We start from the raw sequence: 24,604 nt of genomic DNA, 5'->3' as shown, positions 1-24,604 counted from the left end.
CTAAAATTTAATTAGATTTTAGCAATTAAATCTTTAATTTGTTTGGCTTGTTCAGCAGCATTACCTGTATAGGTGGCAGGCGTCATTTCCGCTAAACGTGCACGATCCGCAGCAGGAACAACTGCAAGCTCATGACCATTAACGAAGTCCACCATCATTTCACGCGTCATGGCTTGACCACGAGTAAGGGCTTTTAATTTTTCGTATGGTTTTTCTACATTGTAACGACGCATAACGGTTTGAATTGGTTCAGCCAAAACTTCTTGAGCATGGTCTAAATCTTCAGCAATACGCGCAGCATTTAGCTCTAATTTACCAATACCTTTTAAGCACGCATCAAATGCAATTAAGCTTTGTGCAAAACCAACACCCATGTTACGAAGCACAGTCGAGTCAGTTAAGTCGCGCTGCCAGCGAGAAATAGGCAGTTTTTCACCCAAGTGAGCCAATACTGCATTGGCTAAACCTAAGTTACCTTCAGAGTTTTCAAAGTCAATTGGATTCACTTTATGCGGCATTGTTGAAGAACCAACTTCACCTTCTTTTAAACGTTGTTTGAAGAAACCTAAAGAGATATAACCCCAAACGTCACGGTTAAAGTCGATTAAAATAGTATTGAAGCGACGTAACGCATCAAAAAGTTCCGCCATGTAATCATGTGGTTCAATTTGCGTGGTGTACGGGTTAAATGCTAAACCTAAAGATTCAACAAATGCTTGTGAATGCGCAGGCCAGTTAATATCTGGATAAGCTGAATAATGCGCATTGTAGTTACCTACAGCACCATTGATTTTACCCAAAAGTTCAACATTGTTAAATTGCTTGATCTGGCGAGCAAGGCGGTAAGCCACGTTTGCCATTTCTTTACCCAAAGTGGTTGGGCTTGCTGTTTGACCATGTGTACGAGACAACATAGATTGTTCAGCATGTGTTTCAGCCAAAGTCGCAATTGCATCGATAATGCTTTGCATAGAAGCAACAAGAACATCACGACCATTTTTTAACATAAGGGCGTGAGACAAGTTGTTGATGTCTTCAGAAGTACATGCAAAGTGAATAAATTCACCAGCATCTTTTAATTCATCAATATGCGCAATTTTTTCTTTTAGGAAATATTCAACCGCTTTTACGTCGTGGTTGGTGGTACGTTCAATCTCTTTAATGCGGTTTGCATCGTCTTCAGAGAAATCAGTCACGATGGCATCTAAAGCAGCATTGGTTGCTGCTGAAAAAGCTGGAACTTCAGTGATTTCAGGACGGTTTGCAAGCGCTTGTAACCAACGCACTTCAACAGTCACACGAGCATGGATTAAACCAAACTCAGAGAGGAAAGGACGGAGAGCATCACATTTGCTCGCGTAGCGTCCATCTAATGGAGAAAGTGCGGTTAAAGCGTTCATATAGATTCCTTGGATTTTGGAATTAAACCGAAACGAAAGCACGTCACAGATCAGATTTGAACCACCTGATACTGTAAACGAGCAAGATCTTGAATATCTTGGAGCAGCTTACGCTTACTGAAAATCATGCCCCATGAACTGCCACCCAACTGACGCCATAAATGTGCCATTTGTAAGCCAGTAAAGAGGGAAGCGCGAATACGATTGGTGTGAGAAGCGTCTTTGAAGGCTTCTGCATTGCCTTTCACCATAATGCGTGGATTAATTTGTCCCGCAGTTTCAATATAGGTCTGGGCAAGGTTGGCAATAATGCTGGGATGCAGATAATTATTGTCAAAGAAAGACAGTTGTTTCAGAATTTTCTGTTGAGACTGTTCAATAATTTCGACAAATTTAGGATTGCCATAGACTTTTTTTTCTAACTGCAATAGTGCCATAGCATAGCTCATTGGCAATTTAGTGTTAGGAAGTTTAGGTAAACGCGACTTAGGAGACGTATTAAATGGTTGTGTAATACTATTTTCTAGCGTTTTTAAGCCTAAAGAAAGATCGGCAAGTTGATTAAAAAAATACAGTGTTTGACAGGACTCATTGGCACTTGGGCGGATATTTAGGCTGGCTTTGATGAGTTTTTCTAAGTAGAAATTACCACTTTCACCCATACTTTGCTGCCCCGACATGGCAGTCATATGCGTCAGCTGTGTCGCTTGAAACACAGCTGCTAATGCCAAAGCTCTATTTTGGCGAACATTCAAAGTTTGAGGCTGTTGAAAGGGTAACTCAGCCATGCCTATCGCTTCCTTTTAAATAAAATCAGGTTTTGGCGCATTGGTATGATGAATCACACCGCCACCTAAACAAACTTCATCTGCGTAGAACACTACACTTTGTCCTGGAGTCACCGCACGTTGCGGTTCATCAAATTCAACCCGTACACCGTGTGGTGAATGAGGATCTTTAAATAAGACACAGGCTTGATCAGGTTGGCGATAACGCGTTTTAGCCGTACAACGGAAACCCGTTTCAGGAATCGTTTGTTCGCCAGCCACCCAGTCAATTGCTTCACTCCAAAGTATTGTACTTTGCATGAGTGGATGTTCATGACCTTGACCAATAACGAGGCGGTTGTTTTCAATATCTTTATAAAGAACAAACCATGCACCTTCAGATTCGCCTTTTAAGCCCCCTAAACCGATGCCACCACGTTGACCGAGCGTATAGTACATTAAGCCGTGATGTTCACCAACCTCTTTACCCGTATCTAGTAGAATTTTTCCAGCTTGTGCAGGTAAGTATTGTTTTAAAAAGTCATTAAAGCGACGTTCACCAATAAAACAAATGCCCGTTGAGTCTTTTTTCTTGGCGGTGGCTAAACCCAGTTCTTCTGCAATTCTGCGAACTTCAGGTTTTTCAATTTCACCGACAGGGAACAATGTTTTATTAATTTCACGACCATGTACCGCATGTAAGAAATAGGTTTGGTCTTTATTGTTGTCTACACCACGTAATAAAGGTGCATATTCATCACCTTTAGAATTGGTTTGGGTTTCACCACGACGGCAATAATGACCTGTAGCAATGAAGTCTGCACCCAGATTCACTGCATGATCTAAAAATGCGCGGAACTTGATTTCTTTATTACATAAAATGTCAGGATTTGGCGTACGACCCGCAGCATATTCAGCTAAGAAGTGCTCAAATACACGATCCCAATATTCCATCGCAAAGTTAGCAGTATGGAGCTTGATGCCAATCTTGTCACAAACAGCTTGTGCATCGGCTAGGTCTTCCATTGCCGTGCAATATTCCGTGCCATCATCTTCTTCCCAGTTTTTCATGAAAAGTCCTTCAACTTGATATCCTTGTTGAAGAAGAAGTGCTGCAGAAACAGAAGAATCTACACCACCAGACATACCGACGATGACACGTTGTTGCATAGGATTAGGCATCCAAATTTAAAATTAAAGGAGAGTTTTGGTGCTCATAAACGAGCGATAAAGGATATTTTTGACCAGATAAAGCATCTTTTACGGCTTTAGTCACTAAGGGACTACGTGCTCGTGCAGATTCAACAAGTTCATCTACAGTCATCCACACCGCACCAACTATATCTGTATCGAGTTTAGCTTCAGGATGATGTTTAACGTCACGCGCTAAGAAGCAAAAACGGTAATAGGTGCGGTCGGGAAACATTGGCGGTGTATAGGTGTATATACCGAGCAATGATTCAATTTCGATTTCATAGCCAGTTTCTTCCATGGTCTCGCGAATAGCTGCTTGAATAATGGTCTCGCCACATTCAACATGACCCGCAGGCTGATTGAATACAGTATGTGTAACACCTTCAGTATGTTCTTCAACAAACAGGAATTTTCCGTCTTTTTCAACAACTGTGGCTACGGTAACGTGAGCTGTCCAAGCGGTCATAAAAAAGAACCATGGGAGTAAAGGGGTATTCTACAAAATTTAGGGCGTGGTGGCTATGTTGAAAGATTTTTTCTTATGAATGATTCGAATTTTCTTTAAATAAGGTTTATAATTTTTAATCAATTGGAAAATCAAAAAAAATATTAGGAATATAAGAGTTGAAATATAAAGTAATTTTTGCTACTGCTCTTACTCTGATTGCAACAAGTATTATGGCAATAGCTCCTGTTCATTCTAACTTTCAAGGGACATGGGCTACAAGTACTAGAGTATGTAATTTAAATCAAAGTGATATGACAAGTGATGATTTTAATTTAAAAATAACTGACCACAAACTTGTCTTTAAGGGGTGGAATTTTAATCGTGTTGAAAAAATTCTAGAGATTCATTTGAATAGACCAGAAAAAGTTGTTTATTCAGGTCAATTTACAGAAACTTGGGAAATGACTAATAGTGACGGCATGATAGATTCAGAGGTTTTAGTACTTAAAAACGGTGTACTAAAATCGCCTGAATCCAATGTTAAGTTCATAAAGTGTAAGTAATAAAAAAATAATTTTTACAATTATGTGTTATTAAATACATAGAATGTTTCTATATTTAGTAAAGGAAAATTTCATGAAGATAAAATATATAATAATTAAAATGTTAAGTTTATCTATCCTGCTAATCGGGAATCAGACTTTTGGATCAACTGCATTTAAAATTGTTAAGCCAAGCAATAAAATTGGTGATGGTCGTTGCTATATGAATGAATGCAGTTACAGTAAAATTGTATCATCAAAAATTATTAAGCAAGATCATAAAGAAACTAGAGTTAGGGTATCATTGTTAGGTGGTTCTTCCTATAATGAAAATGGTAATTATCCTTCATTTGGAATACCACCAAAAAACATTCAATGGAATAAAGAATCTCATCAAGTTACTGCTATTTGTTCATATAAAAATCCTGCAATAGTGATGGGGAATCAAGTTGATGATTTAGATTTTTCAATGATACCTGGGGTTTTAGAAAGTTCGGCAAATCTATATTTTGAAATTTGCCACAATTTTTACAATGGTTACTATCAAGGAGCCAAAAAATTTGGCTACGTAAATTAAATTTTTATTTATAGATTAGTAATTTAATTATGTCCTAAAATTTCTATTTTAGGACATTTAAAATTTTTACTGTTGGAAATGGATTTCTAAGTCTTTAAGATAAATCTCTTATACAAGGTTAAATTTGATCAAAATAATTCCCCGCTACCTTCACATAGTTCTGTGCCGAATAAGGTAAAAATTCCAGTTCTTTTTCTGTCAGTGGGCGAACTTGTTGTACTGGGCTTCCAACATACAAATAACCACTTTTTAAGACTTTACGGGGTGGCACTAAACTGCCTGCACCAATCATGACATCATCTTCAATAATCACATCATCTAAAACAATGGTATTGATGCCAATTAAAACGCGATTACCCACAGTACAACCATGTAAAGTCACATGATGACCAATGGTAACATCTTCACCAATAATCAGTGGTGAACCATTGGGTTTAGCTGTATTTTTATGGCTGACATGCAACATAGCATGGTCTTGTACATTAGAGTTTTTGCCGATTTTGATATAATTGACATCACCGCGGATCACGGCAAAAGGCCAGACTGAAATATTTTCAGCCAAAGAAACTTCACCAATGACAACGGAAAGATCATCAATATAACAAGTAGCATCAATTTTAGGATGATGATCTAAATAAGGGCGAATATTCTTTTTCATGATGAGCAGTCAATATTGAAGGGCTAGAGGAATTATAAAATAAAAAAGCACTCATACCGAAGTAGAAGTGCTTTATCTTTAGTTTAAGGCTCAATTAAAAGCATTGCGGCTTAATTAAAATAAGTTACTAAAGAATTGTTTGATATGGTCAAGCATTTTTGCAAAGAAACCGGCTTCTTCAACATCTTGAAGTGCAACGAGGGGTTTTTCTGAAATCACTTTACCATCTAGGCTAGCAACATATTTGCCAACCACTTGACCTTTTTTCAGCGGAGCCGTGAGTTTAGGTTGCACAACCAATTGCGTTTTGATGGCATTGGCTTGACCTTTAGGCAAGGTAACATTGAAGTTTTCAGCTAAGCCAATTTTTACTTCATTTTCTTTACCGTACCAAACTTTGGCTTTGGCTAAGACTTGATTTGCAGGCTGTACTTTTACAGTTTCAAAGTTTGCATAACCCCACGCTAAAATTTCACGGGTTTGTGATGCACGCTCGTTCATGCTTGGCGCACCAAAAATCACTGAAATTAAACGCAGTGGGCCGCGCTTAGCAGAAGTGGTTAAACAGTAACCCGCTTCATCGGTGTGACCGGTTTTTAAACCATCTACACTTGGGTCGGTATAAAGCAAGGCATTACGATTACCTTGTTTAATGCCATTAAAAGAAAATTCTTTTTCAGAGTAAATTGGGTAATATTTCGAACTGTCATGAATGATATGTTGCGCAAGCGTTGCCATATCTTTTGCAGTTGAGTAGTGACCTTCAGCTGGCATACCTGTTGAATTGATAAAGCTGGTATTGGTCATGCCAATACGTTTTGCTTCTTCATTCATCATGTGAGCAAAAGTACCTTCATTACCCGCAATATGTTCTGCCATGGCTTTAGAAGCATCATTACCTGATTGGATGATAATCCCACGCAGCATTTCTAATGCCGTTGCAGTACCGTTAAGTGGCACGTACATACATGATTCCGTGCTACTACCACGACACCATGCAGATTCGTTCATGCGAACTTTTTCATCTTCCGTGAGGTCGCCACTTAACAACTTTTGTTCGATGATATAACTGGTCATCATCTTGGTCATTGAAGCAGGCGCTAATTTTTCATTTTCATTTTTTGATGCGAGGATTTGCCCCGTCTCATAGTCCATCAAAACATAAGATTTATTATTGAGTTCTGGAGGTGCAGATAAGACAGTTGCTGCGTAAGTAAAACTTGGTAATAGTAATAATGCAGCAAGGGCGCTTTTGTGGGTCATTCGAGGTGATTCCAGTATCTTGATATAAGCACAAAGAGCTTAGCATTTTAGGATAAAGCCACACCGACTTCTACGGGGAAATCGGCTTATTTCAAAAGTATTGTAACCAATTTGTATCAATTACTGTATGTGGTCAATTCTTGGCAAATTTCTTTATTTTTAACATCACCTGCTTTTTTCGCATCCGACTTTGCTTCAGCTAAAATGCTTTTAAAGCTTTTCTGTTTGCTTAGCTTTTGCAGTGCATTGACGGGGTCTTGTTCTTGCGGTAAGTATTCTTGTGCAAGTTTTGCATAACCTTTTTTGAATTGATCATTTTCTTTGATCAAACTTGGGCAAACTTCGGATAAAACATAAATAGCAGCAAGTTCTTGTTGGGTGATTTTTTGAGTTGGGGTAACTTCAATATTTTCATTTTGTTGCGTAGCTGCATGGGTAACAGAAAAGGTCATGAGCGTAGTGGTCAAAAGACCTAAAGAAAGAGATTTGAACATAGATAATTTCATTGAAACAGACCTAAATTATTTAAAAACAGAACAATATAAATAAGCTTAACTATATTTTTATGAATTGTAAGTACACAAATGTATCGAAGCTGTTGAAAATTGCAGTCACAATGAAGGGAATTTTGCATCTAGTTTGTAGATAAAAAATAGGGCATGAAAATGAATATTTCCGTGCCCTGAGAACATACTTAATATGGCAGATCGCCTATTTAGAAATGCCTTATGTATTATGCTTCGTAATTTACTACATCATCACAAACTGATTTTTGTTCATCCTTACTGGTTTCTTTTGCAGCTTGACGCGCTTCGTTCAGAATTGATTTATATTCAGTGTCAGATTGGATTTTATCGTAAGTCATAGATTTATCTGAATAGTTTTGCAGATAAGATTGAATCAGCTGATGCGTGTTGTGATCAAATTTTGCATTTTTACCAATGATAGCAGGGCATACTTCAATCATGACTTGAGCTGAAGCAATATCTTCTTTAGCCATGGTATCGGCTTCAGCTGGTGTTAAATCCTCATTAGCTAAAACGGCTTGTGATAATAGCGCTGCAACGCCTAAGCTCAGTAAGCTACGAAATGAAATCAATTTAATCATTTTTTAGTCACATATTTTGAATGGATGTCGGGCGTTAAATATATATAATTCTTTATATAATTCAATCAAATGTTCTTACCAGTCATTTTTAACCATTACGAGATTTTTTAAGTGAATATATTAATTGCCAACGATGATGGTGTTTTTGCTCCCGGTATTCAAGCGCTTGCGCATGCTTTAGCCCCACTGGGTCGTGTGGTTATTGTTGCACCTGAAAGTGAGCGTAGTGGTTTTTCCAGTGCCTTAACTTTAGATCGCCCATTACGTCCCATCCAAATTTCATCTGATGTTTGGGCTGTAAATGGAACGCCAGCAGATTGTGTGTACTTATCCATGAATGGTTTATTCGATTTTGAATTCGATCTGGTGGTCAGTGGGATTAATAGTGGCGCCAACTTAGGTGATGATGTTCTTTACTCTGGAACAGTGGGTGCTGCTTTTGAAGGTCGGTTAATGAAACAACCTGCGATTGCAGTCTCAATGGCAGGACAAAATGTTCGTTCCTACGAGCATCCCAAAGATTATGCAATTGCTGCCCAATGGGTACATCATTTTATTGCCGCAGGTTTACCTGTATTACCGCCACGTCATATTTTTAATGTGAATATTCCAGATGTGCCTGTATTACAAGGTGCAAAAGTTACCTACCAAGGTCGACGCAGCCAATCAAAACCGATTACCAGTCATGTAGACCCACGTGGTCGTCAAGTCTATTGGATTGGTTTGTCTGGTGAGGCAGTGGCTGATCCGCAAAAAGGCTTAACTGAAATAGAATCCGATTTTTTTGCAGTGGCGAATGGTTTTGTGAGTATCACGCCGATTCAAATGGATGCGACAAATTACGAGATTTTAAATACATTACAAGCACAGTTTTCCAAATAGTGCCAAGTAGTGTTATAACTTTGTGAAAATGCAGGACTGAAATTATTTTTCACATACTTTTTTGCTAATCTTAGCGTAAATCAATAAATACATTTGTATGTAGAGAGGAAGATTAATGCACTTGGTGTCACAATATCGCTTATTTGCTGTGCCTTCAGCCTTGTTGAAAACCATAGTGTTGTCTACGGCTGTTATTTCCACTGTTATTTTGAGTGGTTGCGCTTCAAAACCACAAATTAATAATGTAACGCGTTATGCAACAGCACCAGACTATTATACCGTTCGATCTGGAGACACTTTAAGTGGGATTGCTGCACGTTATGGTTTGGGTTATGTCAGTGTTGCTGAAATGAATGATATCGCGTCGCCGTATCGTATTTATGTGGGGCAATCTTTACGTTTAAAAGATTCGGGTTCACGCCGTAGCACAACAACACAGGCAGTGACACAAGCTGCACCGATTCAACGTCAAACTGTGCAACTGCCAACCACCTCAACTAAACCTGCTGCGCCTGTGGCAGCGAATATTCCAACAGCACCAGTATCATCCTCTAAAGTATCGGCTTTACGTTGGGTGAAACCAAGCAATGGCTCAGTCATCCAAAACTTTAATTTAGCCAATAATATTAAAGGCATTCGTTATGCTGGAAATATCGGTGATGCTATTTATGCAGCAGCCGATGGGCAAGTGGTTTATGCAGCAGATGGTTTGAAAGAATATGGTAATTTGATTTTGATTAAACATGTGAATGGTTATATTTCAGCCTATGCACATAACAGTAAAATGAATGTGAAAAGTGGTGATAATGTGACCGCAGGTCAAAAAATTGCAGAAATGGGAGCATCTGGTACAAGCCGTACAATGCTGGAATTCCAAGTGCGTTTAGATGGTAAGCCAATTGATCCAACTAGTGTTTTACCTGTTAATTAAATAAATTAATACAATGCATGAATTTCACCGTATAATACAATGAGTTGCTTTTATCGCAAGGTAAAGCATCTCATAAGTTCAGAGGGAAATTTATGTTAGATCAACTTCGAGCAATGGGTGTATTTGCTTGTGTTGTAGAAAAAAATTCGTTCAGTGGTGCAGCCCGTGATTTAGGCATCACCACAAGCGCTGTTAGTCAGCAAATTCGTTCTTTAGAACAAGAGATGGAAGTTACACTTTTGCATCGTTCTACCAGAAAGTTGAGTTTGACTGAAGCGGGACAAGCTTTTTTCCACAGCTGTCAAGAAATGCTCGCTGCTGCAGAGCGCGGAAAAATACGAATCAATGAGCTGCGTGATGACCTGATTGGTGATTTACGTATTGCAACGACACCAGAACTGGCTGCAAATCATGTTATTCCAGCGTTGTCACATTGGATGTCGGCTCACCGTGGTTTAGCAGTTCATATAGAAGCAGATAATCAATATATTGACCTCATTGATGGTCGTATAGATATTGCATTGCGAATGAGTTCAAAAATTGAAGATAGTAATTTGCATATTGTACCGCTTGCTCGTGTTGAGCAGGTTTTGGTTGCATCACCAAGTTATTTGAATCAATCAGCACCAATTTCACGTCCTGAAGATTTAAAAAATCATGACTTAATTCCAATTAATGTGATGAAAAATTATCAAAGTTTTTCATTTAAACATGGCATAACCAATGAAATTATCAGTTTAGACATGCGATCTAGGTTGACTTCAAATAATGTTTTGGTTGCCAAAGCATTGTGTCAACAGGGGCATGGTATTGCTCGAATTTTATATTTAGATGTACAAAAAGATTTAATCAGTGGTGCTTTAGTTGAAGTGTTACCAGAGTGGAATTTACCCAGTTTTACTTTGTATGCCATTATTGCAAAATGTGAACAACAGCCAATGAAAATCCATCGTTGTCTAGAAGCATTAAAACAATATTTCTGCCAATTACCTGGTGGTAGAATCTATCAAGATGCTTCATAAAAGCAAATAGGTATTAAAAAAAGCCGCTATTAGCGGCTTTTCATATTTTTAGATTGCGTATTTAACGAGATAAAAACTTAAGCTAAAAATGCTTTAATCATTTTCACCAGTCGTGCAATAAGTTGATCTGCTTGTTCTTGAGTGATGTTTAAAGTTGGCAGTAGGCGAACAACGGAACCCGCAGTGACGTTAATAATCAGATGATATTCATCGCGTGCAATATTCACCAACTCAGCACACGCTTTTGGTAATTCAATACCAATCATTAAACCAAAACCACGTACCGTCACAGCTTGATCGACTAACTGTTGCTTAAGTTGGTCAACAATATAAGCGCCCATTTTTGCAGCATTTTCAACAAGGTTTTCTTTTTGAATCAGATCAATAACCGTATAAACAACACGTGAACCCAATGCAGTTCCGCTGTAGGTTGAACCATGATTACCCGCAGTCAGTACACCAACACCACGCCCTTGGGTCATCACTGCACCAATCGGAAAGCCATTGCCTAGACCTTTAGCTGTAGTTAAAACATCTGGAACGATGTTGGTGTGCTGGTAAGCAAAGTATTTACCTGTACGACCATTACCTGTTTGAACTTCATCAAGCATCATTAACCAGTTGTGTTGGTTACACATTTGACGAATTTCATCTAGGTAGCTAAAGCCTTGAGGTGCTGTATTTACACCACCTTCACCTTGAATCGGTTCAACAAAAATAGCCACAATATCTGGGTGATGAATGGCTGCTTCCTGAATGGCTTCCATATCACCAAAAGGTACGCGAATAAAACCTTCCACCAGTGGGCCAAAACCTTCTTGAACTTTTTTATTGCCCGTTGCAGAAAGGGTTGCCATAGTACGGCCATGGAAAGAATGGTCTGCAACAATAATTTTAGGATGAGCAATACCTTGCATAAAACCAAATTTACGTGCAATTTTAATTGCACCTTCATTGGATTCGGCACCACTGTTGGAAAAGAAAATTTCTTCCATTCCTGAAACTTCAGCAAGTTTTTGCGCCGCCGCAGTTTGCCATGGCACTTCAAATAAATTGCTGGTGTGAATAAGTGTTGCAGCTTGGTCAGCAATGGCTTCTGCAATAACAGGATGGGCATGACCGAGACCACACACAGCAATACCTGTGAGCGCATCAAAATATTCAGTGCCATCTTCTGTATAGAGATAAGAACCTCGACCGCGAACAAAGCTGATCGGTTGACGACCAAATACTGGCATCAAATGTGAAGGTTGATCAGGTTGTACAGGAGCAAGGGTAACGTTATTCATGACTAACTCTTATCTGTTAGGTGGAAAAATAAAAGTTTATATAAGCAAAATCTACCCAAGAAGAAAAGCCTAAATAGAAATAAAAATGGAAATATTGCTTTAGTCATACTGTTTTGCTAAGTTTTCGGTATAATGCGAGGCAGATGAGTTGAGGATTTATCAATGACTGAACAAGCACGCGATACTGAAGCGTTAATTCGTGACCAAATTGCTAAACATGCAGTACTTCTTTATATGAAAGGTACTCCGCAATTCCCACAATGTGGTTTTTCTGCACGTGCGGTAGAAGCACTCAGTCAAATTGGTCGTCCATTTGCTTACGTTAATATTTTGGAAAACCAAGACATTCGCGCAATGTTACCGCAAATCGCAAATTGGCCGACTTTTCCACAATTGTGGATCAATGGCGAATTAATCGGTGGTAGTGATATCATGCTTGATATGTTCCAAAAAGGTGAATTAAAATCTTTAGTAGAACAATATAGCCCAGCAGCTGAAGCTTAATTTTAGTTGTTGTAAAGCATAAAAAAAGCGCCAAATGGCGCTTTTTTTATGGCTATTTTTTAAGAAGCGGATGTCTCTACTTCTGGTGCAGCATTAACCGTGTTTTCAGATTCGACAGTTTCAGCAGGAGTCGGCTGTTTTTTAGCTTTTTCTTTGTTCTTTTTTTTGTTCTTTTTCTTTTTTTTGGTTTTTTTTGACTCTTCTTCAAACTCTGCACCATCTTCAATGGCTTGCCAATATTCAAGTTGTTCCATCACTGCAGCATAAATCGAATTTTTGCTATAACGACCTTTTTTATTTAAGGTGCCGACAGGGCGAGCCATTAAAATTTCTAAGGCTTGGTCAATTGTCTGAATGGCATGAATATGGAACTGACCTTTTTCCACTGCTTCAATGACATCATGGCGTAACATGAGATGTTGCATATTTTGGCGTGGAATAATGACCCCTTGTTTACCTGTTAAACCCTGAAGTTTACAAGCATCAAAAAAGCCTTCAATTTTTGCATTGACGCCACCAATCGGTTGAACTTGACCCAGCTGATTCATTGAGCCTGTAATGGCCCAAGATTGGTCAATAGGTAGTTGGCTAATCGCAGACAATAATGCAGAAAGTTCAGCCACCGTCGCACTGTCACCATCCACTTGACCATAGCTTTGTTCGAAGGCGAGGGCAGCAGAAAAATGTAAGGTTTGCTCACGACCAAAGTGTGCCTTTAAAAAGCTGGACATCAGTAACACGCCTTTGGCATGTAATGAGCCACCCAGCTCGACACTACGTTCAATATCAAGAATATCACCACCACCTTGATAAACCGATGCTGTTAAACGTGAGGGTAAACCAAACTCAACATCTGCATAGTGAATCACTGAAAGCGCATTAATTTGACCAAGACGGTGTCCTCTGGTCTCAATCAACTGCGTACCACGAGACAAATCTTCCCAATATAATTCACGTAAATATCCTAAGCGGTATTTACGGTGGTCGAGGGCGGTATTGATATGCTTATCTGAAACGGTTTTATCATCCGCTTTGAGCGCATGATGGTGTGCTTCACGAATCAAATCGCCTAAAGTTAAAGCATGTAATGACAATGAACTTTGATCTTCAGCTTGACGACTAGAGTCGGTGAGCAATGCAGCTAAAGCAGAACGGTCGAAAGGCAAGAGTTTATCTGATTGCACATAGTCTGCAATCAATTGCATATAAGCCTGCTCATTAGTGTCATTACGTTGTAATGTATCTGTAAAGTCAGCACGAATTTTAAATACGCTGCCGAGTTCGGGTTCAACTTCTAAAATTTCATAATAAACTTCAGGTTCTGCAAGTAAAACAACTTTTAAATTCAATGGGATAGATTGTGGTTCAATTGAAATGCTACCCGTTAAAGTCAGCATGTGTTCCAGTGAGGATAATTTGAGCTGCCCAGATTTTAAAGCACGTTTTAAACCTTGCCATGCATACGGCTGTTCAAGCAGTTGCTCAGCTTCGAGCATTAAAAAGCCACCATTGGCTTTATGTAATGTCCCTGGGCGAATGAGGGTGAAATCTGTGGTGATCGTACCATTTTGAGTTAATTGTTCCACATGACCCAGTAAATTGTAGTGGGTGGGGAAATCTTCAAAAATTACTGGTGCACCAGAATTGGGTTTGTGCGAAACAATAATATTGGCTTGATAACGTGCAGGAACACGACTGAATACCCCTGGGGTAAAGTCATCTTCTTCTTGTTCAAGTACGATTTCGACATTATTAATAATGTCTTCAGCATAATATTTTAAATAGTCTTTTAAGCCTTCAACTTCAGCAAACTTATTTAAAATCTGTTCAATACGTGGCATCACCACTTGTTTTGCAATATCACGATTTAAAATTTGTACTTTATCGCGTGCATCATCTTCTAAATCACCTAAATGTAAACCTAAGCGTTCTAGCTTTTTGTCCATATAACGCATGTTGGCTGAAATTTCAGCCCGTTCTTTGCTATTTAATGCATTAATTTCTTCAGTGGTCATTTCTTCAGGTGAATCATTAATCAAATGTACTGGAACAAAGCAATGTTCTTCATTACGCGTAATTAATTTTAAATCAAGCGTTTCACCTTCTTTGGTCAGTTCAATCAGCGCGAGTTGTTGCTCATCCCCAGTATGTTGGCGAATGAGTTCAATTCGATTGTGATAAATTTCAGCGGTAAAACGACGTTCTAACTGTTTTAAAATGGTTTTCCATGCTTGGTGTAGCATGGTTTGAAATTTTGCTGCTTGCCCTGAAGGAAGTTCTAATGCAATCGGTTGACGGGGTAGTTTAAAGTTATAAACATAGACCCAATCATTTGGTGTAGGCATGGTTTTAGCGTGTTGTTGTAATAAACGCTTAACCATGGTGCGTTTACCGAGGCCTGCCGTACCTACAGCAAAGATGTTATAACCTGAATAAGGTAGTGCAATCCCTGCTTCTACCGAGGCACGTGCACGATCTTGTCCCAAAAAGTTATTGAGTGGTTTTAGGCGGCGCGTTGACGCAGGAATTTTATCGTAATTTGGAATATGCGTCAGTTGTTCAGATTTCAGTTTGGTTTTTTCTAAAGTACTTTGTATTTCTGCTTGTTCAAATGCTGAGATTAAAATATTTTGGCTTGGTTGTTCATTGTTGCTAATAATATTGGCAGATAAAGAAGCGTTCATTTGTTCGAGTCTTTGTGTCACTGTGAAATCCAAAACGAAATATTGCGATAGAGATTTAAAGGTATACAGGTTTGTTTGAAAAATTCAAGCAGACATGATGCTTTAATTGATAAAATAAAATAATGATTTCGTAAATGGTGTTGAAACCTATCGCATTACGCGTTTGAATAGCGACATTGAGTTTTTCAGAACATAATAAATCAATGACAACACACTCTACTGGATGGAAATCGGCTTTTACTGCATTTCTAGATCGCCGTGCGCTTATTATGCTGTTTTTGGGTTTTTCAGCAGGTATTCCAATATTACTGATTTTTTCGAGTTTATCTTTATGGCTCGGAGAAGCAGGAATTGATAAAAGTGCCGTCACATTTTTTAGCTGGGCTGCACTAGGCTATTCTTTTAAATTTGTTTGGGCACCATTAATCGATGAATTACCTGTGCCTATACTGACCAAAATATTAGGGCGACGTCGTGCATGGTTGCTCATTGCTCAAATACTGATTATCTGTGCCATTTGTATCATGGCATTTTCCAACCCTGCGTTAGGGCAAAGTTATTTGTATCAAATGGCAGTAGGTGCGGTGTTGCTCGGTTTTTCTGCTGCCACACAAGATATTGTCATTGATGCTTACCGTATTGAACTGGCTGAAACACAAATGCAGACGGTGCTTGCCTCGACTTATAATGCAGGCTACCGCATTGGGATGATTGTGGCGGGTGCAGGGGCATTATTTCTGGCCGCGTCTTTAGGGACAGCGAAAGGTAACTATATCTACAGTGCATGGAAAATTACCTATTTAGCCATGGCTGCGGTCATGTTGGTGGGTATTATCACCACATTGGTGATTCGTGAGCCACAAGTTAATCGTGTCTATAAAGACTATAAACGTACCGATTATTATCGTTTGGTTGCAGTCTTTTTTGTGGCTGTAATTAGTTTTGTGCTGAGCTATATTTTCTCTGGTACTTTAACTGAAGCACTTAAATCACAATTTGGAATTTCAGATTCTTTCTTACTTTTTTGCTTTGAAGCATTACGTTTTATTGGCTCTGCTGTTGTTGCGTTATTGATGGGTTCATTGCTGGTGAAAATGGGCGCTGTAAATAAGCAAATGGCATTTGAAACTTGGGTTAACCCGATTGCAGATTTCTTTAAGCGTTATGGCGTTAAACTGGCATTGGTGTTGTTGTTATTGATTGGTTTTTACCGCATTTCTGACATTATTGCGGGGGTTATTTCAAATGTGTTTTATCAAGATTTGAACTTTACCAAAGAGCAAATTGCCGAAGCGGTTAAAATTTATGGAGTAATTTTTAGTTTGGTGGGGGGCTTTTTAGGTGGCTTACTTGCACAACGTATGAACATTATGAAGTTGATGTTTGTCGGTGCTGTATTGGCCAGCTCAACCAATCTTATTTTCATCGGGTTGGTAAAATCAGGTCAACAACTCAATGATGTGAATGTCACAATCGGTCAACATCGTTATCATGTGCAGTCTGATGAAGTTGGATATTGGAAATTAAAAGTACCGAGTCAGGTGTTGGCGCAAGCAAATGAAGTACAGGTCACTGCACAATATCAGGGTGCTTCGCAAAATCTAGCGGTTACTACTTTGCCTTATTTAAAGCTTGCTGATCAGCAACCCAGTATGCAAATTTTGCCTGTGACCAGTGACAATACCATTACCTTGCATGAACGAAATAATAGTTTAGTGGTTCGCGGTCAATATTTTGGACCGACATTATCTGAATCACAAAAAATTATCTTAAAATTAGATAGTCAAAATTTTGATGCCAATCTAGATAAAACAGGTGTATTTAGTGCGGCAATTCCAGCAGAGACTTTAGTGAATTCTGCTTCAAAACGACTTGTCGCAGAAGTTGTTGAAAATAATAAAATCCTTGTCAGCACTCAGCACAACTATACTGCCAATATGCACTTAACCACTGCTAAAGATTTAGATCTTAATATTGATCCTTTGGCTGCGGTGAACCCTCAATCCGCCGATGACGTTGAAATTACAGGCAAGGTGATTAAACCTTATAGTTCTTTGTGGTTATATTTCGCCATCATTGTCGATAATCTGGCATCTGGGTTGGCGGGTGCAGCGTTTATTGCATTCTTATCCAGTTTAACCAGTGTGTCATTTACGGCAGTGCAATATGCCATTTTTAGCTCGCTCATGACCTTAACCCCTAAGATTTTAGGTGGGTATTCGGGTACTATAGTGAGTAATATTGGTTATCCGAATTTCTTCCTCATGACTGCCTTAATTGGTATTCCAATTTTAGTTCTAGTGGTTTGGGTGGCGAAGTTATTAGGTGAACATCAAAATGCAAATAGTAAATAAGGATGAATAAGATGCGCATGCTGCATACCATGTTACGTGTAGGCAATTTAGAACAATCTTTAGCGTTCTATACTGAAGTACTCGGTATGACTTTACTTCGTAAGCGTGATTATGAAGAAGGTCGTTTTACTTTGGCCTTTGTTGGTTATGGTGATGAAAAGAATCATACGGTACTAGAGCTTACGCATAACTGGGATACGACAAGCTATGAGTTAGGCAATGCTTATGGTCATATTGCCATTGCGGTGGATGATGCTTATCAAGCTTGCGAAGAAATTAAAGTGCGCGGTGGTAAAGTGGTACGTGAAGCGGGGCCAATGAAAGGTGGCATCACGGTCATAGCTTTTGTGGAAGATCCAGACGGTTATAAGATTGAGTTAATTCAGCAAGATGTCAATGCTCGAAATAACTAATGAAAAAAGTGGTATAGATAAACTAAATATTCAACATTGAATTGAAAAACTAGCTTTATTTACCCAGCCCAGTAAGATGAAACTTTACCACTAGGTAAACTCACTTATTGGGCTTTTTTTATTTTTAAATAATTACAGGAAGTAGCAATGTTAAAATTATTGGCATTGGATCGCTTTACCATTTTACTGATTGTGATGGTGATCTTGGCAACGATTGTTCCAGTATCAGGTTTGGCTGCAAATATCTTTAGCGTCATCACCTCGGGTGCAATTGCAATTTTATTTTTCTTACATGGTGCAAAAATTTCCAGAGAGGCACTTGTCGATGGTGTGATGCATTGGAAGTTTCATCTTGTTGTTTTTACTTTTACCTTTGCATTATTTCCACTTTTAGGTCTGATGGCTAAGCCCGTTTTGTTGCCGATTTTGGGGCAGGAATTGTACTGGGGTTTTTTATTTATGTGCTTTTTGCCATCGACGGTACAATCTTCTATCGCTTTTACTTCTGTTGCGAAAGGTAATGTTGCCAGTGCGGTATGTAGTGCTTCATTTTCTAATTTGATTGGAATGTTTATAACGCCAATATTGGTGAGTTTCTTTATTTTAGGTCAGTCTCAACAAGGATTTGATCCAACCTCATCTATTATTAAAATTACCTTATTGTTATTAGTACCTTTTGTTTTAGGGCAGCTACTCCGTCCTTATGTTTATCCTCACATGTTGAAAACACCCAGTTTGGTCAAATTTTTCGATCAGAGCACCATTTTGATGGTGGTCTACGGTGCTTTTAGTGGCGCAGTGGTTGCTGGACTATGGACAATTGTCAGTTGGCAAACCTTATTGATTTTAACTTTGGTTTGTTCAATATTCTTAACCCTGATTATGTTGCTGGCTTTTTATATTCCCAAATGGTTGGGCTTTAATAAAGCAGATCAAATTGCGATCTTCTTTTGTAGTTCTAAAAAAACGCTAGCCAGTGGTGTACCGATGGCACAGATTTTATTTATCGGGCAGCCTTTAGGAATGATTGTTTTACCGATTATGATCTTTCATCAAATTCAGTTAATGGTTTGTGGTGTGATCGCGAATTATTGGTCGAAGCATCCAGTATCTGAGCCTCAAGAATAATTCGCTATTTTATATTTTTTGCCGTATAATCACGCCCACTTGTTGTGCTTAGCTCTGACGGTATCCGTCTCGGTGGGCCAAAAGAATGGTCTGTTGTGGTGTTGATCTCGCTTTTCTTTGGATAAGCTTTTTCCTCTAATAATGAGAGTGATCAATTGCGATGACAGCATAAGCCTTTCTTAACTTAGGAGTAGTCGACCATGCGCGCCGATATCCACCCAAAATATGAAAAATTAGTTGCTACTTGTTCATGTGGTAATGTAATCGAAACTCGTTCAGCGATTGGTAAAGAAACTATTTACCTAGACGTATGTTCTGCATGCCACCCATTCTATACTGGTAAACAGAAGAATGTTGATCAAGGTGGTCGTATCGACAAGTTCAAACAACGTTTTTCTGGTATGTCACGTTCTATCAAACGTCCTGACTAATACTGTTAGATGTAAAAAAAACGGGCATTTTGCCCGTTTTTTTTACATCTAAAATTTATATTCTAGAAAACATGTACAAGACCTATTGGTCTTGTACATCAATAAGATGATCTAGTTTTTTCTGGAAATAGTCACCTTGAATAAAGCGAGCATCCACATTCCACGCATTTGCAAACAGTGTCATGTCATTTAAATCACGCAGCATAATTTCAACGGGTTTAATTTCATGGAACGTTTTGATTTTTTCTTGTAATTCTTGTGTGGATTGTTCTGACTGTAGCATTTTAGTCAGACTGTGATGTAATGTTAAGCCGTTGATATCGAGTTGACGTGCAGCAGATTCACTATAAATACTGTTACCAAAGTCTCTTAAGGATATTTCAGCACCAAATTGGCGTAATTGCGCGATATGTTTTTGTGCATCAGGTATGTTCTGAGTCAGGTCTTCTTCTGAAAATTGTAAAATAAGCGGGTGAGTGAGTTTACTTCGAACAATCGTAATTAATTTGGAGATAAATTCAGGGAAAGTACGATCAAGCAATAAGACTGCTTTATTTAAATTTACAATCAATTTTGCTTCAGGATATTGAGTAATGAAATTATGCAGTTGTTTACATGATTCAACTAAAATCCAGCGATCCAATTTAATTGATAATTCAGTATCTTCTGCCAATTCTCTTAAACTGGATAAATCTTTCCATGTGTTCTCAAAAATGAAGCCACTCGTTACTTCATAGGTGTATAAATTACTATCTTGTTTATCATACAACTGTTGATATTTAAGATGAATCTCACCTCGGTCTAAACTGTGTTGTAAAGCGCGAATGAGTGCAGATTCAGGTACGGCATCTACGGACTTGATTTCCTGATGCTGTAGTTCAATTGTCGGGCTGTCTATACGCGTTTCTAATTCGAGCTGTGGTGTAGGCTCATTTTTAGGTAAAACAGTACTGTAAGCTAAATTAATAAATTGTTCGAAGTGATTTTCATCACGTATTTCACTATCTAAAACTGAATAACCAATTCTAAGATTGAGTGGATAAGTGGATTGATTGATGGTTAATAATTGTGGTTTAGTGAGTGAATTTAAGCCAATGAGTTTAGATTCTAATTTTGCTTTGGATTCTGCTTGGAATAAACCAATAAAAACACCAGTAGCAATTTGAAATAATGGAGCATGCGTTTGATCTTTTAAAAACTCATTGATCTGATTGAAATAATTTTTTGAAGTGATCCAATCACCTTGAAAAATAATTTCAGGGCATGATGCTAAAGAAAAGAGCACCAATGCATTAATATTAGAGGGTTGTTTGGTGATTGCTCGATTGATCAACTGATATGTATTTGGCTTTTGTGTGTTTTTCTCAGTTGTACTGCTGGTTACATTGGTTGATGCTGAATTTTCAATATCAATGGTAATTTGTAATGCATCTTCATCCGTAGAAGGTAAAAATTCGATTTTAAGCGGATTTGGAATAGCAACGTGATTATTTAAGGTGGTGATATCAAAACGACCGAAATCGAATTGACCTTGGGTAATTTTTTTAAACCGCAACTTAAAGTCATTTAATTCTTTTGGTTGTAAAAGATCAAGCAAAGGAAGACCAACAATATCCTCCTCATTTTTTATTCCAAATAGACTTAAATATTCAGCATTGGCTTGAATATGAATGCCTTCTTGAATCAGTGCAATGGCTTTATTGCTATCTTGCGCTAAAGATTGAGCTTGGGTTTGTGCTGATTCTAACTCATTCATTAAATGTTGTTGTGTTAGAAGTAGTCGGCTCAATGAAAGGGCACGGAGTAAACCAATATAGAAACGATCGAGATAATCCAGATTTAAAATGTCGTAAACGCCTTTACGAATATAACTCGCATATTGTTCTGCCTGATAATTATCGGGTTTTAGCAGAATAATCGGTAAGTTAGGCTGTTTTGATAATTGGATTAAGCTTAAAGCCTGTTCATATTTTAAGTCATAAGCACGGCCAAAAATGACCAGATCCCAATTTTGATGCAATTGCTTCTCAAAATTTTGTAAATCATCAAGCAATGTTGCCTGTACGATATGTTCGTTCGATATTAAAAGATCACGAATCTGATTAAAACGTATTTGATTATCATCGATAATGAGTAAACGCGTCTCGGTACGTTTTAACTTTTTAGACAATAATGGATTTCTCACTTCAATGCTTCCCATAAATCGTGATTCTTGATTTCATTCATTTGTTTATTGATAAAGTTTTTAACTAAAATTTCTTGTTGATCATTGAGTAATTCAAACTCAAATCGGATAAAACTTTGTGTAATTAGCTGTGCTTTGGTGAGATAAATTTTGAGTTCTTCTTTTCCTAATCGTAAGTGAATGGTTTGTTTTTCTCTAAATAGGTGTGAGCCTGAGACAATTAAGCTGGTCGAAATATTATCTAGTTGAGCTGTTTGAACAATCAATGCAGGTTGATAATTATTGTTATGGCGCTCAGTTTTTACCATGACTGAACAGGGGAATAAATCTTGCGCTAATACTTCAAGACCAAGCTCTAAACTTTTTTCTGTCGACTGTTTAATCCAACGAATTACACCACCGCGCCAAGGGCTATTGGTGCTTTCTTGAATAAGAATAAATTCACCGGTTTTTAAATTCGTAGGTGTAATCCCTGTCCATTTAATTCTGTAACCATTCACACTAATATCAAGAACGTCAGCAGAATAAATTTGTTTAGCTTCTCGATCGAGGGTTTTAGCGGTTGTGATTTCAGCAGGAATATTAGAATTCATTGAATTAATAAATGTGCTTTCATTTTGGAATTGATAATTATTTTCTAAATCCAAAGTTTCATGAAAGTTTTTACCTTTCGAGAGGTAAAAGTGTGCAACGGCAAGACTAAAACATATTTGTAATTGTGCAGAGTATTCGTAACGTTCATAGCGACGTTCGGTGTTTGTTGTCAGTAAGTTGTGAATATGAAAATGTAAGGCAGGGGTTAAGAAGAGCTTTTCATTACGCGATAAATATCCCGTTTTTTTCGATTGAGTTTCAGATAGATGATCAAGTAAATTTTGGGTCGAAATATAGATGGTCGGTTTATATAAACTGGATTGATCAGTATTGAAAACAGGTGGGTGATCTTTGTTGATGTCAATAATATAGCGTGAAAGCGTGGTTTCTTTAGATAAGATGTGAACCAGTTTTGCCCAATCAAAGCTACACAAATATAGACCTTGCATTTCAGAAGGGCGAATTTGATGCGTATTGAAGATATCGAGTAAAATAAGCTGTGAGTAAGCCTGAGTAATGGTTTGTAATTGGTGTTGAGTATCTAAAATCTGATTGATGTTCGTTTGATAGAAATTGTTTTTAATCGCACATTCAAGCAATTGGTGTGCCACTAACCATTGCCCAAATAAAGGTGTGCTATATAACAAATGTTGTTGATAAAGTAACAATGACAGTTGTTGCAATGCGTAATAGGTCGAAACCATTCTTGCAGTTTGTAAACTTTTCTTTTGATTAAAGGCAAACAATGAAAATTTTTGCAAACTTAACTGTGTGTTGCATCTTTTTGAAATATCGATATAAATTTTTGCGAAATGGCTGCGTAATAACATCGCCAATTCAATAATTTGATCATTACGATCAGAGGTGATAAGGCTTTGATTGAAAAAATGTTTTTCCAAGCTAATCAATACATTATCAATGGTTGGGTGTAGAATTTGAATTAAATCAAAACGAAGCATTTCTGGGCATTTAAGTTCTGAAATTTCGAGTAACGCGTTGAAAAGTTCTTTTGAAGAATTCCCGAGTTGTAGAATGGATAAATTAGCTACCCATTCTTGCAGACCTTTTGCATTAGATGGACAAAAGCTCAGTTTTTCCAACTTTAACTCTGTTGGAGTTTGGAAGATATCTGAAGTACTCATAAGCATCGTTATTATTTAACTCAAAAAGTTGAAACCCCAAAAAGCGGTGTTTTGTTTTTTTCGCCCGCTATTTCCCTAACGAGTTTAGGAACCAAATATCCAGGAAGGTTCTCTAAAACATCTTTATATATAAGATTAATCTCTTTAGGACTTAAGTCAAAATGATGCGCGCCTTTTACTTTATCTAATACATGTAAATAATATGGCATTACACCTGCATCAAACAAACGATAACTTAAATCGACTAAAACCTGTGCAGAATTATTGATTCCCTTTAATAAAACTGCTTGGTTGAGCACGGTAATTTGCTGTTGAACTAATAGCGAAAGCTTAGCGCAAGTCAAATCATCAAGCTCAGCTGCGTGATTTGAGTGTACCACTAGAATAATCCGTAGCCTACTGTTTTTTAATAGAGAAACAAGCTCTTCATCGACACGGTTGGGGATTACGATAGGAACTCGTGAATGAATTCTCAAAAATTTAATTTGCGGTAAAGACTCTAAACGATCAATCCACAGTTTTAGTTTTCGATTTGAGAGCGTAAGTGGATCTCCACCACTAAAAATGACTTCATTGATATCTGGTTGGCTTTCAATATAATTTTGAATGTTTAGCCAATCTTCATTCTTAGGTAAATTTTCTTGATAAGGAAAATGACGGCGAAAACAATAGCGACAGTGAACTGCACAAGCACCCGTTAAGGTGAGTAAAAAGCGAGATTTATATTTGTGTAATACACCCGGTTGTTGATTGGCTTGTTCTTCACCTAATGGGTCTGTCACGAAGTCAGGGTGGTCTTCGAGTTCTAGATGATGAGGTAATACTTGCAGTAAAAGGGGGTCAAGTGGATCACCAACGGTCATTTTTCCGACAAATGCACGGGGAACACGTAATTTGAACTGTTCAGAAGCAAGGATTGCCCCTGATAATAATTGCTCAGGACAGAGCTTAAGCACCTCAAGTAACTCTAAAGGGTCTGTAATAAGGTCACTGAGTTGAGATTGCCAGTTTTGCTCTTGATACAAATAGTTTATCATGCCGCATGTAAAAAATGATGCTAGTCTAGCATTAATAGATTTAAGTTAGTA

At 38.0% G+C, this 24,604-nt stretch carries 23 protein-coding genes; 10 read left to right on the top strand and 13 right to left on the bottom strand.

What is annotated here, in order from left to right:
- Positions 1–11: 11 nt before the first annotated feature.
- The 4 genes from purB to BLV99_RS04605 are packed head-to-tail and all read right to left on the bottom strand — an operon-like array spanning position 12 to position 3,827.
- The gene (purB, locus tag BLV99_RS04620; protein ID WP_086185008.1) at positions 12–1,400 is read right to left on the bottom strand and encodes an adenylosuccinate lyase; all 1,389 of its coding nucleotides are present in this window, start codon (positions 1,398–1,400) and stop codon (positions 12–14) included.
- Between the two features lie 50 nt (positions 1,401–1,450).
- Positions 1,451–2,188: a high frequency lysogenization protein HflD gene (gene hflD / locus BLV99_RS04615; protein ID WP_092688181.1), complete on the bottom strand. Its 738-nt coding sequence runs from the start codon at positions 2,186–2,188 to the stop codon at positions 1,451–1,453.
- 15 nt (positions 2,189–2,203) lie between these two features.
- Positions 2,204–3,337, bottom strand: a complete 1,134-nt coding sequence (gene mnmA, locus BLV99_RS04610) for a tRNA 2-thiouridine(34) synthase MnmA (RefSeq protein WP_092688423.1) — start codon at positions 3,335–3,337, stop codon at positions 2,204–2,206.
- Between the two features lie 4 nt (positions 3,338–3,341).
- Positions 3,342–3,827 carry an NUDIX hydrolase gene (locus tag BLV99_RS04605; RefSeq protein WP_092688178.1) on the bottom strand — a complete coding sequence of 162 codons (486 nt, stop codon included), beginning with the start codon at positions 3,825–3,827 and terminating at the stop codon, positions 3,342–3,344.
- 158 nt (positions 3,828–3,985) lie between these two features.
- Here BLV99_RS04605 and BLV99_RS04600 point away from each other — a divergent pair, with 158 nt between their 5' ends.
- Positions 3,986–4,372 (top strand): hypothetical protein, encoded by a 387-nt coding sequence (locus BLV99_RS04600; protein ID WP_092688175.1) that lies wholly within the window; start codon positions 3,986–3,988, stop codon positions 4,370–4,372.
- Between the two features lie 73 nt (positions 4,373–4,445).
- On the top strand, positions 4,446–4,928 hold the full coding sequence (locus tag BLV99_RS04595; RefSeq protein WP_139243524.1) for a hypothetical protein: 483 nt from the start codon (positions 4,446–4,448) through the stop codon (positions 4,926–4,928).
- 118 nt (positions 4,929–5,046) lie between these two features.
- Here the strand turns inward: BLV99_RS04595 and BLV99_RS04590 are convergent, their stop codons facing one another.
- From BLV99_RS04590 to BLV99_RS04575, 4 genes are all read right to left on the bottom strand, one after another.
- A complete protein-coding gene (locus BLV99_RS04590) occupies positions 5,047–5,586 on the bottom strand; it encodes a gamma carbonic anhydrase family protein (RefSeq protein WP_092688169.1) in 540 nt (179 codons plus the stop codon).
- Positions 5,587–5,700: 114 nt separating this feature from the next.
- Entirely contained in the window at positions 5,701–6,849 is a 1,149-nt protein-coding gene (dacC, locus tag BLV99_RS04585) for a D-alanyl-D-alanine carboxypeptidase PBP5/6 (protein ID WP_086165970.1), read from the bottom strand.
- A 116-nt stretch (positions 6,850–6,965) separates the two neighbouring features.
- Positions 6,966–7,355, bottom strand: coding sequence for an MCR_0457 family protein (locus BLV99_RS04580; protein ID WP_086185768.1), 390 nt, complete (start codon positions 7,353–7,355; stop codon positions 6,966–6,968).
- Positions 7,356–7,582: 227 nt separating this feature from the next.
- On the bottom strand, positions 7,583–7,957 hold the full coding sequence (locus tag BLV99_RS04575) for an MCR_0457 family protein (RefSeq protein ID WP_086185769.1): 375 nt from the start codon (positions 7,955–7,957) through the stop codon (positions 7,583–7,585).
- Between the two features lie 111 nt (positions 7,958–8,068).
- On the opposite strand from BLV99_RS04575, the gene surE reads away from it, so the two are divergent.
- From surE to BLV99_RS04560, 3 genes are all read left to right on the top strand, one after another.
- On the top strand, positions 8,069–8,839 hold the full coding sequence (gene surE / locus BLV99_RS04570) for a 5'/3'-nucleotidase SurE (RefSeq protein ID WP_092688166.1): 771 nt from the start codon (positions 8,069–8,071) through the stop codon (positions 8,837–8,839).
- 115 nt (positions 8,840–8,954) lie between these two features.
- Positions 8,955–9,770: a peptidoglycan DD-metalloendopeptidase family protein gene (locus BLV99_RS04565; protein WP_092688163.1), complete on the top strand. Its 816-nt coding sequence runs from the start codon at positions 8,955–8,957 to the stop codon at positions 9,768–9,770.
- Positions 9,771–9,862: 92 nt separating this feature from the next.
- Positions 9,863–10,792, top strand: a complete 930-nt coding sequence (locus BLV99_RS04560) for a LysR family transcriptional regulator (protein WP_086165965.1) — start codon at positions 9,863–9,865, stop codon at positions 10,790–10,792.
- Between the two features lie 77 nt (positions 10,793–10,869).
- On the opposite strand, the gene BLV99_RS04555 is transcribed toward BLV99_RS04560, so the two are convergent.
- Positions 10,870–12,081 carry an aspartate aminotransferase family protein gene (locus tag BLV99_RS04555; protein ID WP_092688160.1) on the bottom strand — a complete coding sequence of 404 codons (1,212 nt, stop codon included), beginning with the start codon at positions 12,079–12,081 and terminating at the stop codon, positions 10,870–10,872.
- A gap of 162 nt (positions 12,082–12,243) precedes the next feature.
- Between BLV99_RS04555 and grxD the strand changes: the two genes are divergently transcribed.
- Positions 12,244–12,585: a Grx4 family monothiol glutaredoxin gene (gene grxD / locus BLV99_RS04550; protein WP_004648446.1), complete on the top strand. Its 342-nt coding sequence runs from the start codon at positions 12,244–12,246 to the stop codon at positions 12,583–12,585.
- A gap of 59 nt (positions 12,586–12,644) precedes the next feature.
- Here grxD and BLV99_RS04545 read toward each other — a convergent pair whose 3' ends face one another.
- Positions 12,645–15,269, bottom strand: coding sequence for a Lon protease family protein (locus tag BLV99_RS04545; protein WP_425283515.1), 2,625 nt, complete (start codon positions 15,267–15,269; stop codon positions 12,645–12,647).
- A gap of 203 nt (positions 15,270–15,472) precedes the next feature.
- On the opposite strand from BLV99_RS04545, the gene BLV99_RS04540 reads away from it, so the two are divergent.
- The 4 genes from BLV99_RS04540 to rpmE all read left to right on the top strand — a co-directional run bounded on the left by BLV99_RS04540 (position 15,473) and on the right by rpmE (position 19,595).
- Positions 15,473–17,623: an AmpG family muropeptide MFS transporter gene (locus BLV99_RS04540; RefSeq protein ID WP_092688154.1), complete on the top strand. Its 2,151-nt coding sequence runs from the start codon at positions 15,473–15,475 to the stop codon at positions 17,621–17,623.
- 11 nt (positions 17,624–17,634) lie between these two features.
- Positions 17,635–18,036 carry a lactoylglutathione lyase gene (gene gloA / locus BLV99_RS04535; protein WP_092688151.1) on the top strand — a complete coding sequence of 134 codons (402 nt, stop codon included), beginning with the start codon at positions 17,635–17,637 and terminating at the stop codon, positions 18,034–18,036.
- A gap of 147 nt (positions 18,037–18,183) precedes the next feature.
- A complete protein-coding gene (locus BLV99_RS04530; RefSeq protein WP_086185776.1) occupies positions 18,184–19,164 on the top strand; it encodes a bile acid:sodium symporter family protein in 981 nt (326 codons plus the stop codon).
- A gap of 200 nt (positions 19,165–19,364) precedes the next feature.
- Positions 19,365–19,595: a 50S ribosomal protein L31 gene (gene rpmE, locus BLV99_RS04525; RefSeq protein ID WP_086185777.1), complete on the top strand. Its 231-nt coding sequence runs from the start codon at positions 19,365–19,367 to the stop codon at positions 19,593–19,595.
- Positions 19,596–19,677: 82 nt separating this feature from the next.
- Here the strand turns inward: rpmE and BLV99_RS04520 are convergent, their stop codons facing one another.
- Genes BLV99_RS04520 through epmB form a run of 3 tightly spaced genes read right to left on the bottom strand, consistent with a single transcriptional unit; the run spans position 19,678 to position 24,553 of the window.
- The gene (locus tag BLV99_RS04520; RefSeq protein WP_092688148.1) at positions 19,678–21,795 is read right to left on the bottom strand and encodes an EAL domain-containing protein; all 2,118 of its coding nucleotides are present in this window, start codon (positions 21,793–21,795) and stop codon (positions 19,678–19,680) included.
- Positions 21,777–23,522, bottom strand: a complete 1,746-nt coding sequence (locus BLV99_RS04515) for a GTPase (RefSeq protein WP_086185779.1) — start codon at positions 23,520–23,522, stop codon at positions 21,777–21,779. Before BLV99_RS04515 ends, BLV99_RS04520 begins: the two co-directional genes overlap by 19 nt.
- Before the next feature lie 14 nt (positions 23,523–23,536).
- On the bottom strand, positions 23,537–24,553 hold the full coding sequence (epmB, locus tag BLV99_RS04510; protein WP_092688145.1) for an EF-P beta-lysylation protein EpmB: 1,017 nt from the start codon (positions 24,551–24,553) through the stop codon (positions 23,537–23,539).
- Positions 24,554–24,604: the final 51 nt, after the last annotated feature.

It is taken from the genome of Acinetobacter kyonggiensis, assembly GCF_900107285.1.
Lineage (GTDB): Bacteria > Pseudomonadota > Gammaproteobacteria > Pseudomonadales > Moraxellaceae > Acinetobacter > Acinetobacter kyonggiensis.
Note: the sequence above shows the minus strand (reverse complement) of the source record. Positions and strands in the feature narration are given on the sequence as shown.

Excerpts from the sequence above, each read along its gene's own strand:
- BLV99_RS04590 (WP_092688169.1), bottom strand. The coding sequence starts at position 5,586 with ATGAAAAAGAATATTCGCCCTTATTTAGATCATCATCCTAAAATTGAT.
- BLV99_RS04580 (WP_086185768.1), bottom strand. The coding sequence starts at position 7,355 with ATGAAATTATCTATGTTCAAATCTCTTTCTTTAGGTCTTTTGACCACT.
- BLV99_RS04605 (WP_092688178.1), bottom strand. The coding sequence starts at position 3,827 with ATGACCGCTTGGACAGCTCACGTTACCGTAGCCACAGTTGTTGAAAAA.
- gloA (WP_092688151.1), top strand. The coding sequence starts at position 17,635 with ATGCGCATGCTGCATACCATGTTACGTGTAGGCAATTTAGAACAATCT.
- mnmA (WP_092688423.1), bottom strand. The coding sequence starts at position 3,337 with ATGCAACAACGTGTCATCGTCGGTATGTCTGGTGGTGTAGATTCTTCT.
- hflD (WP_092688181.1), bottom strand. The coding sequence starts at position 2,188 with ATGGCTGAGTTACCCTTTCAACAGCCTCAAACTTTGAATGTTCGCCAA.
- BLV99_RS04555 (WP_092688160.1), bottom strand. The coding sequence starts at position 12,081 with ATGAATAACGTTACCCTTGCTCCTGTACAACCTGATCAACCTTCACAT.
- dacC (WP_086165970.1), bottom strand. The coding sequence starts at position 6,849 with ATGACCCACAAAAGCGCCCTTGCTGCATTATTACTATTACCAAGTTTT.
- rpmE (WP_086185777.1), top strand. The coding sequence starts at position 19,365 with ATGCGCGCCGATATCCACCCAAAATATGAAAAATTAGTTGCTACTTGT.
- BLV99_RS04515 (WP_086185779.1), bottom strand. The coding sequence starts at position 23,522 with ATGCTTATGAGTACTTCAGATATCTTCCAAACTCCAACAGAGTTAAAG.
- grxD (WP_004648446.1), top strand. The coding sequence starts at position 12,244 with ATGACTGAACAAGCACGCGATACTGAAGCGTTAATTCGTGACCAAATT.
- BLV99_RS04595 (WP_139243524.1), top strand. The coding sequence starts at position 4,446 with ATGAAGATAAAATATATAATAATTAAAATGTTAAGTTTATCTATCCTG.
- BLV99_RS04560 (WP_086165965.1), top strand. The coding sequence starts at position 9,863 with ATGTTAGATCAACTTCGAGCAATGGGTGTATTTGCTTGTGTTGTAGAA.
- BLV99_RS04540 (WP_092688154.1), top strand. The coding sequence starts at position 15,473 with ATGACAACACACTCTACTGGATGGAAATCGGCTTTTACTGCATTTCTA.
- epmB (WP_092688145.1), bottom strand. The coding sequence starts at position 24,553 with ATGATAAACTATTTGTATCAAGAGCAAAACTGGCAATCTCAACTCAGT.
- BLV99_RS04545 (WP_425283515.1), bottom strand. The coding sequence starts at position 15,269 with ATGAACGCTTCTTTATCTGCCAATATTATTAGCAACAATGAACAACCA.
- BLV99_RS04530 (WP_086185776.1), top strand. The coding sequence starts at position 18,184 with ATGTTAAAATTATTGGCATTGGATCGCTTTACCATTTTACTGATTGTG.
- purB (WP_086185008.1), bottom strand. The coding sequence starts at position 1,400 with ATGAACGCTTTAACCGCACTTTCTCCATTAGATGGACGCTACGCGAGC.
- BLV99_RS04565 (WP_092688163.1), top strand. The coding sequence starts at position 8,955 with ATGCACTTGGTGTCACAATATCGCTTATTTGCTGTGCCTTCAGCCTTG.
- BLV99_RS04575 (WP_086185769.1), bottom strand. The coding sequence starts at position 7,957 with ATGATTAAATTGATTTCATTTCGTAGCTTACTGAGCTTAGGCGTTGCA.
- BLV99_RS04520 (WP_092688148.1), bottom strand. The coding sequence starts at position 21,795 with ATGGGAAGCATTGAAGTGAGAAATCCATTATTGTCTAAAAAGTTAAAA.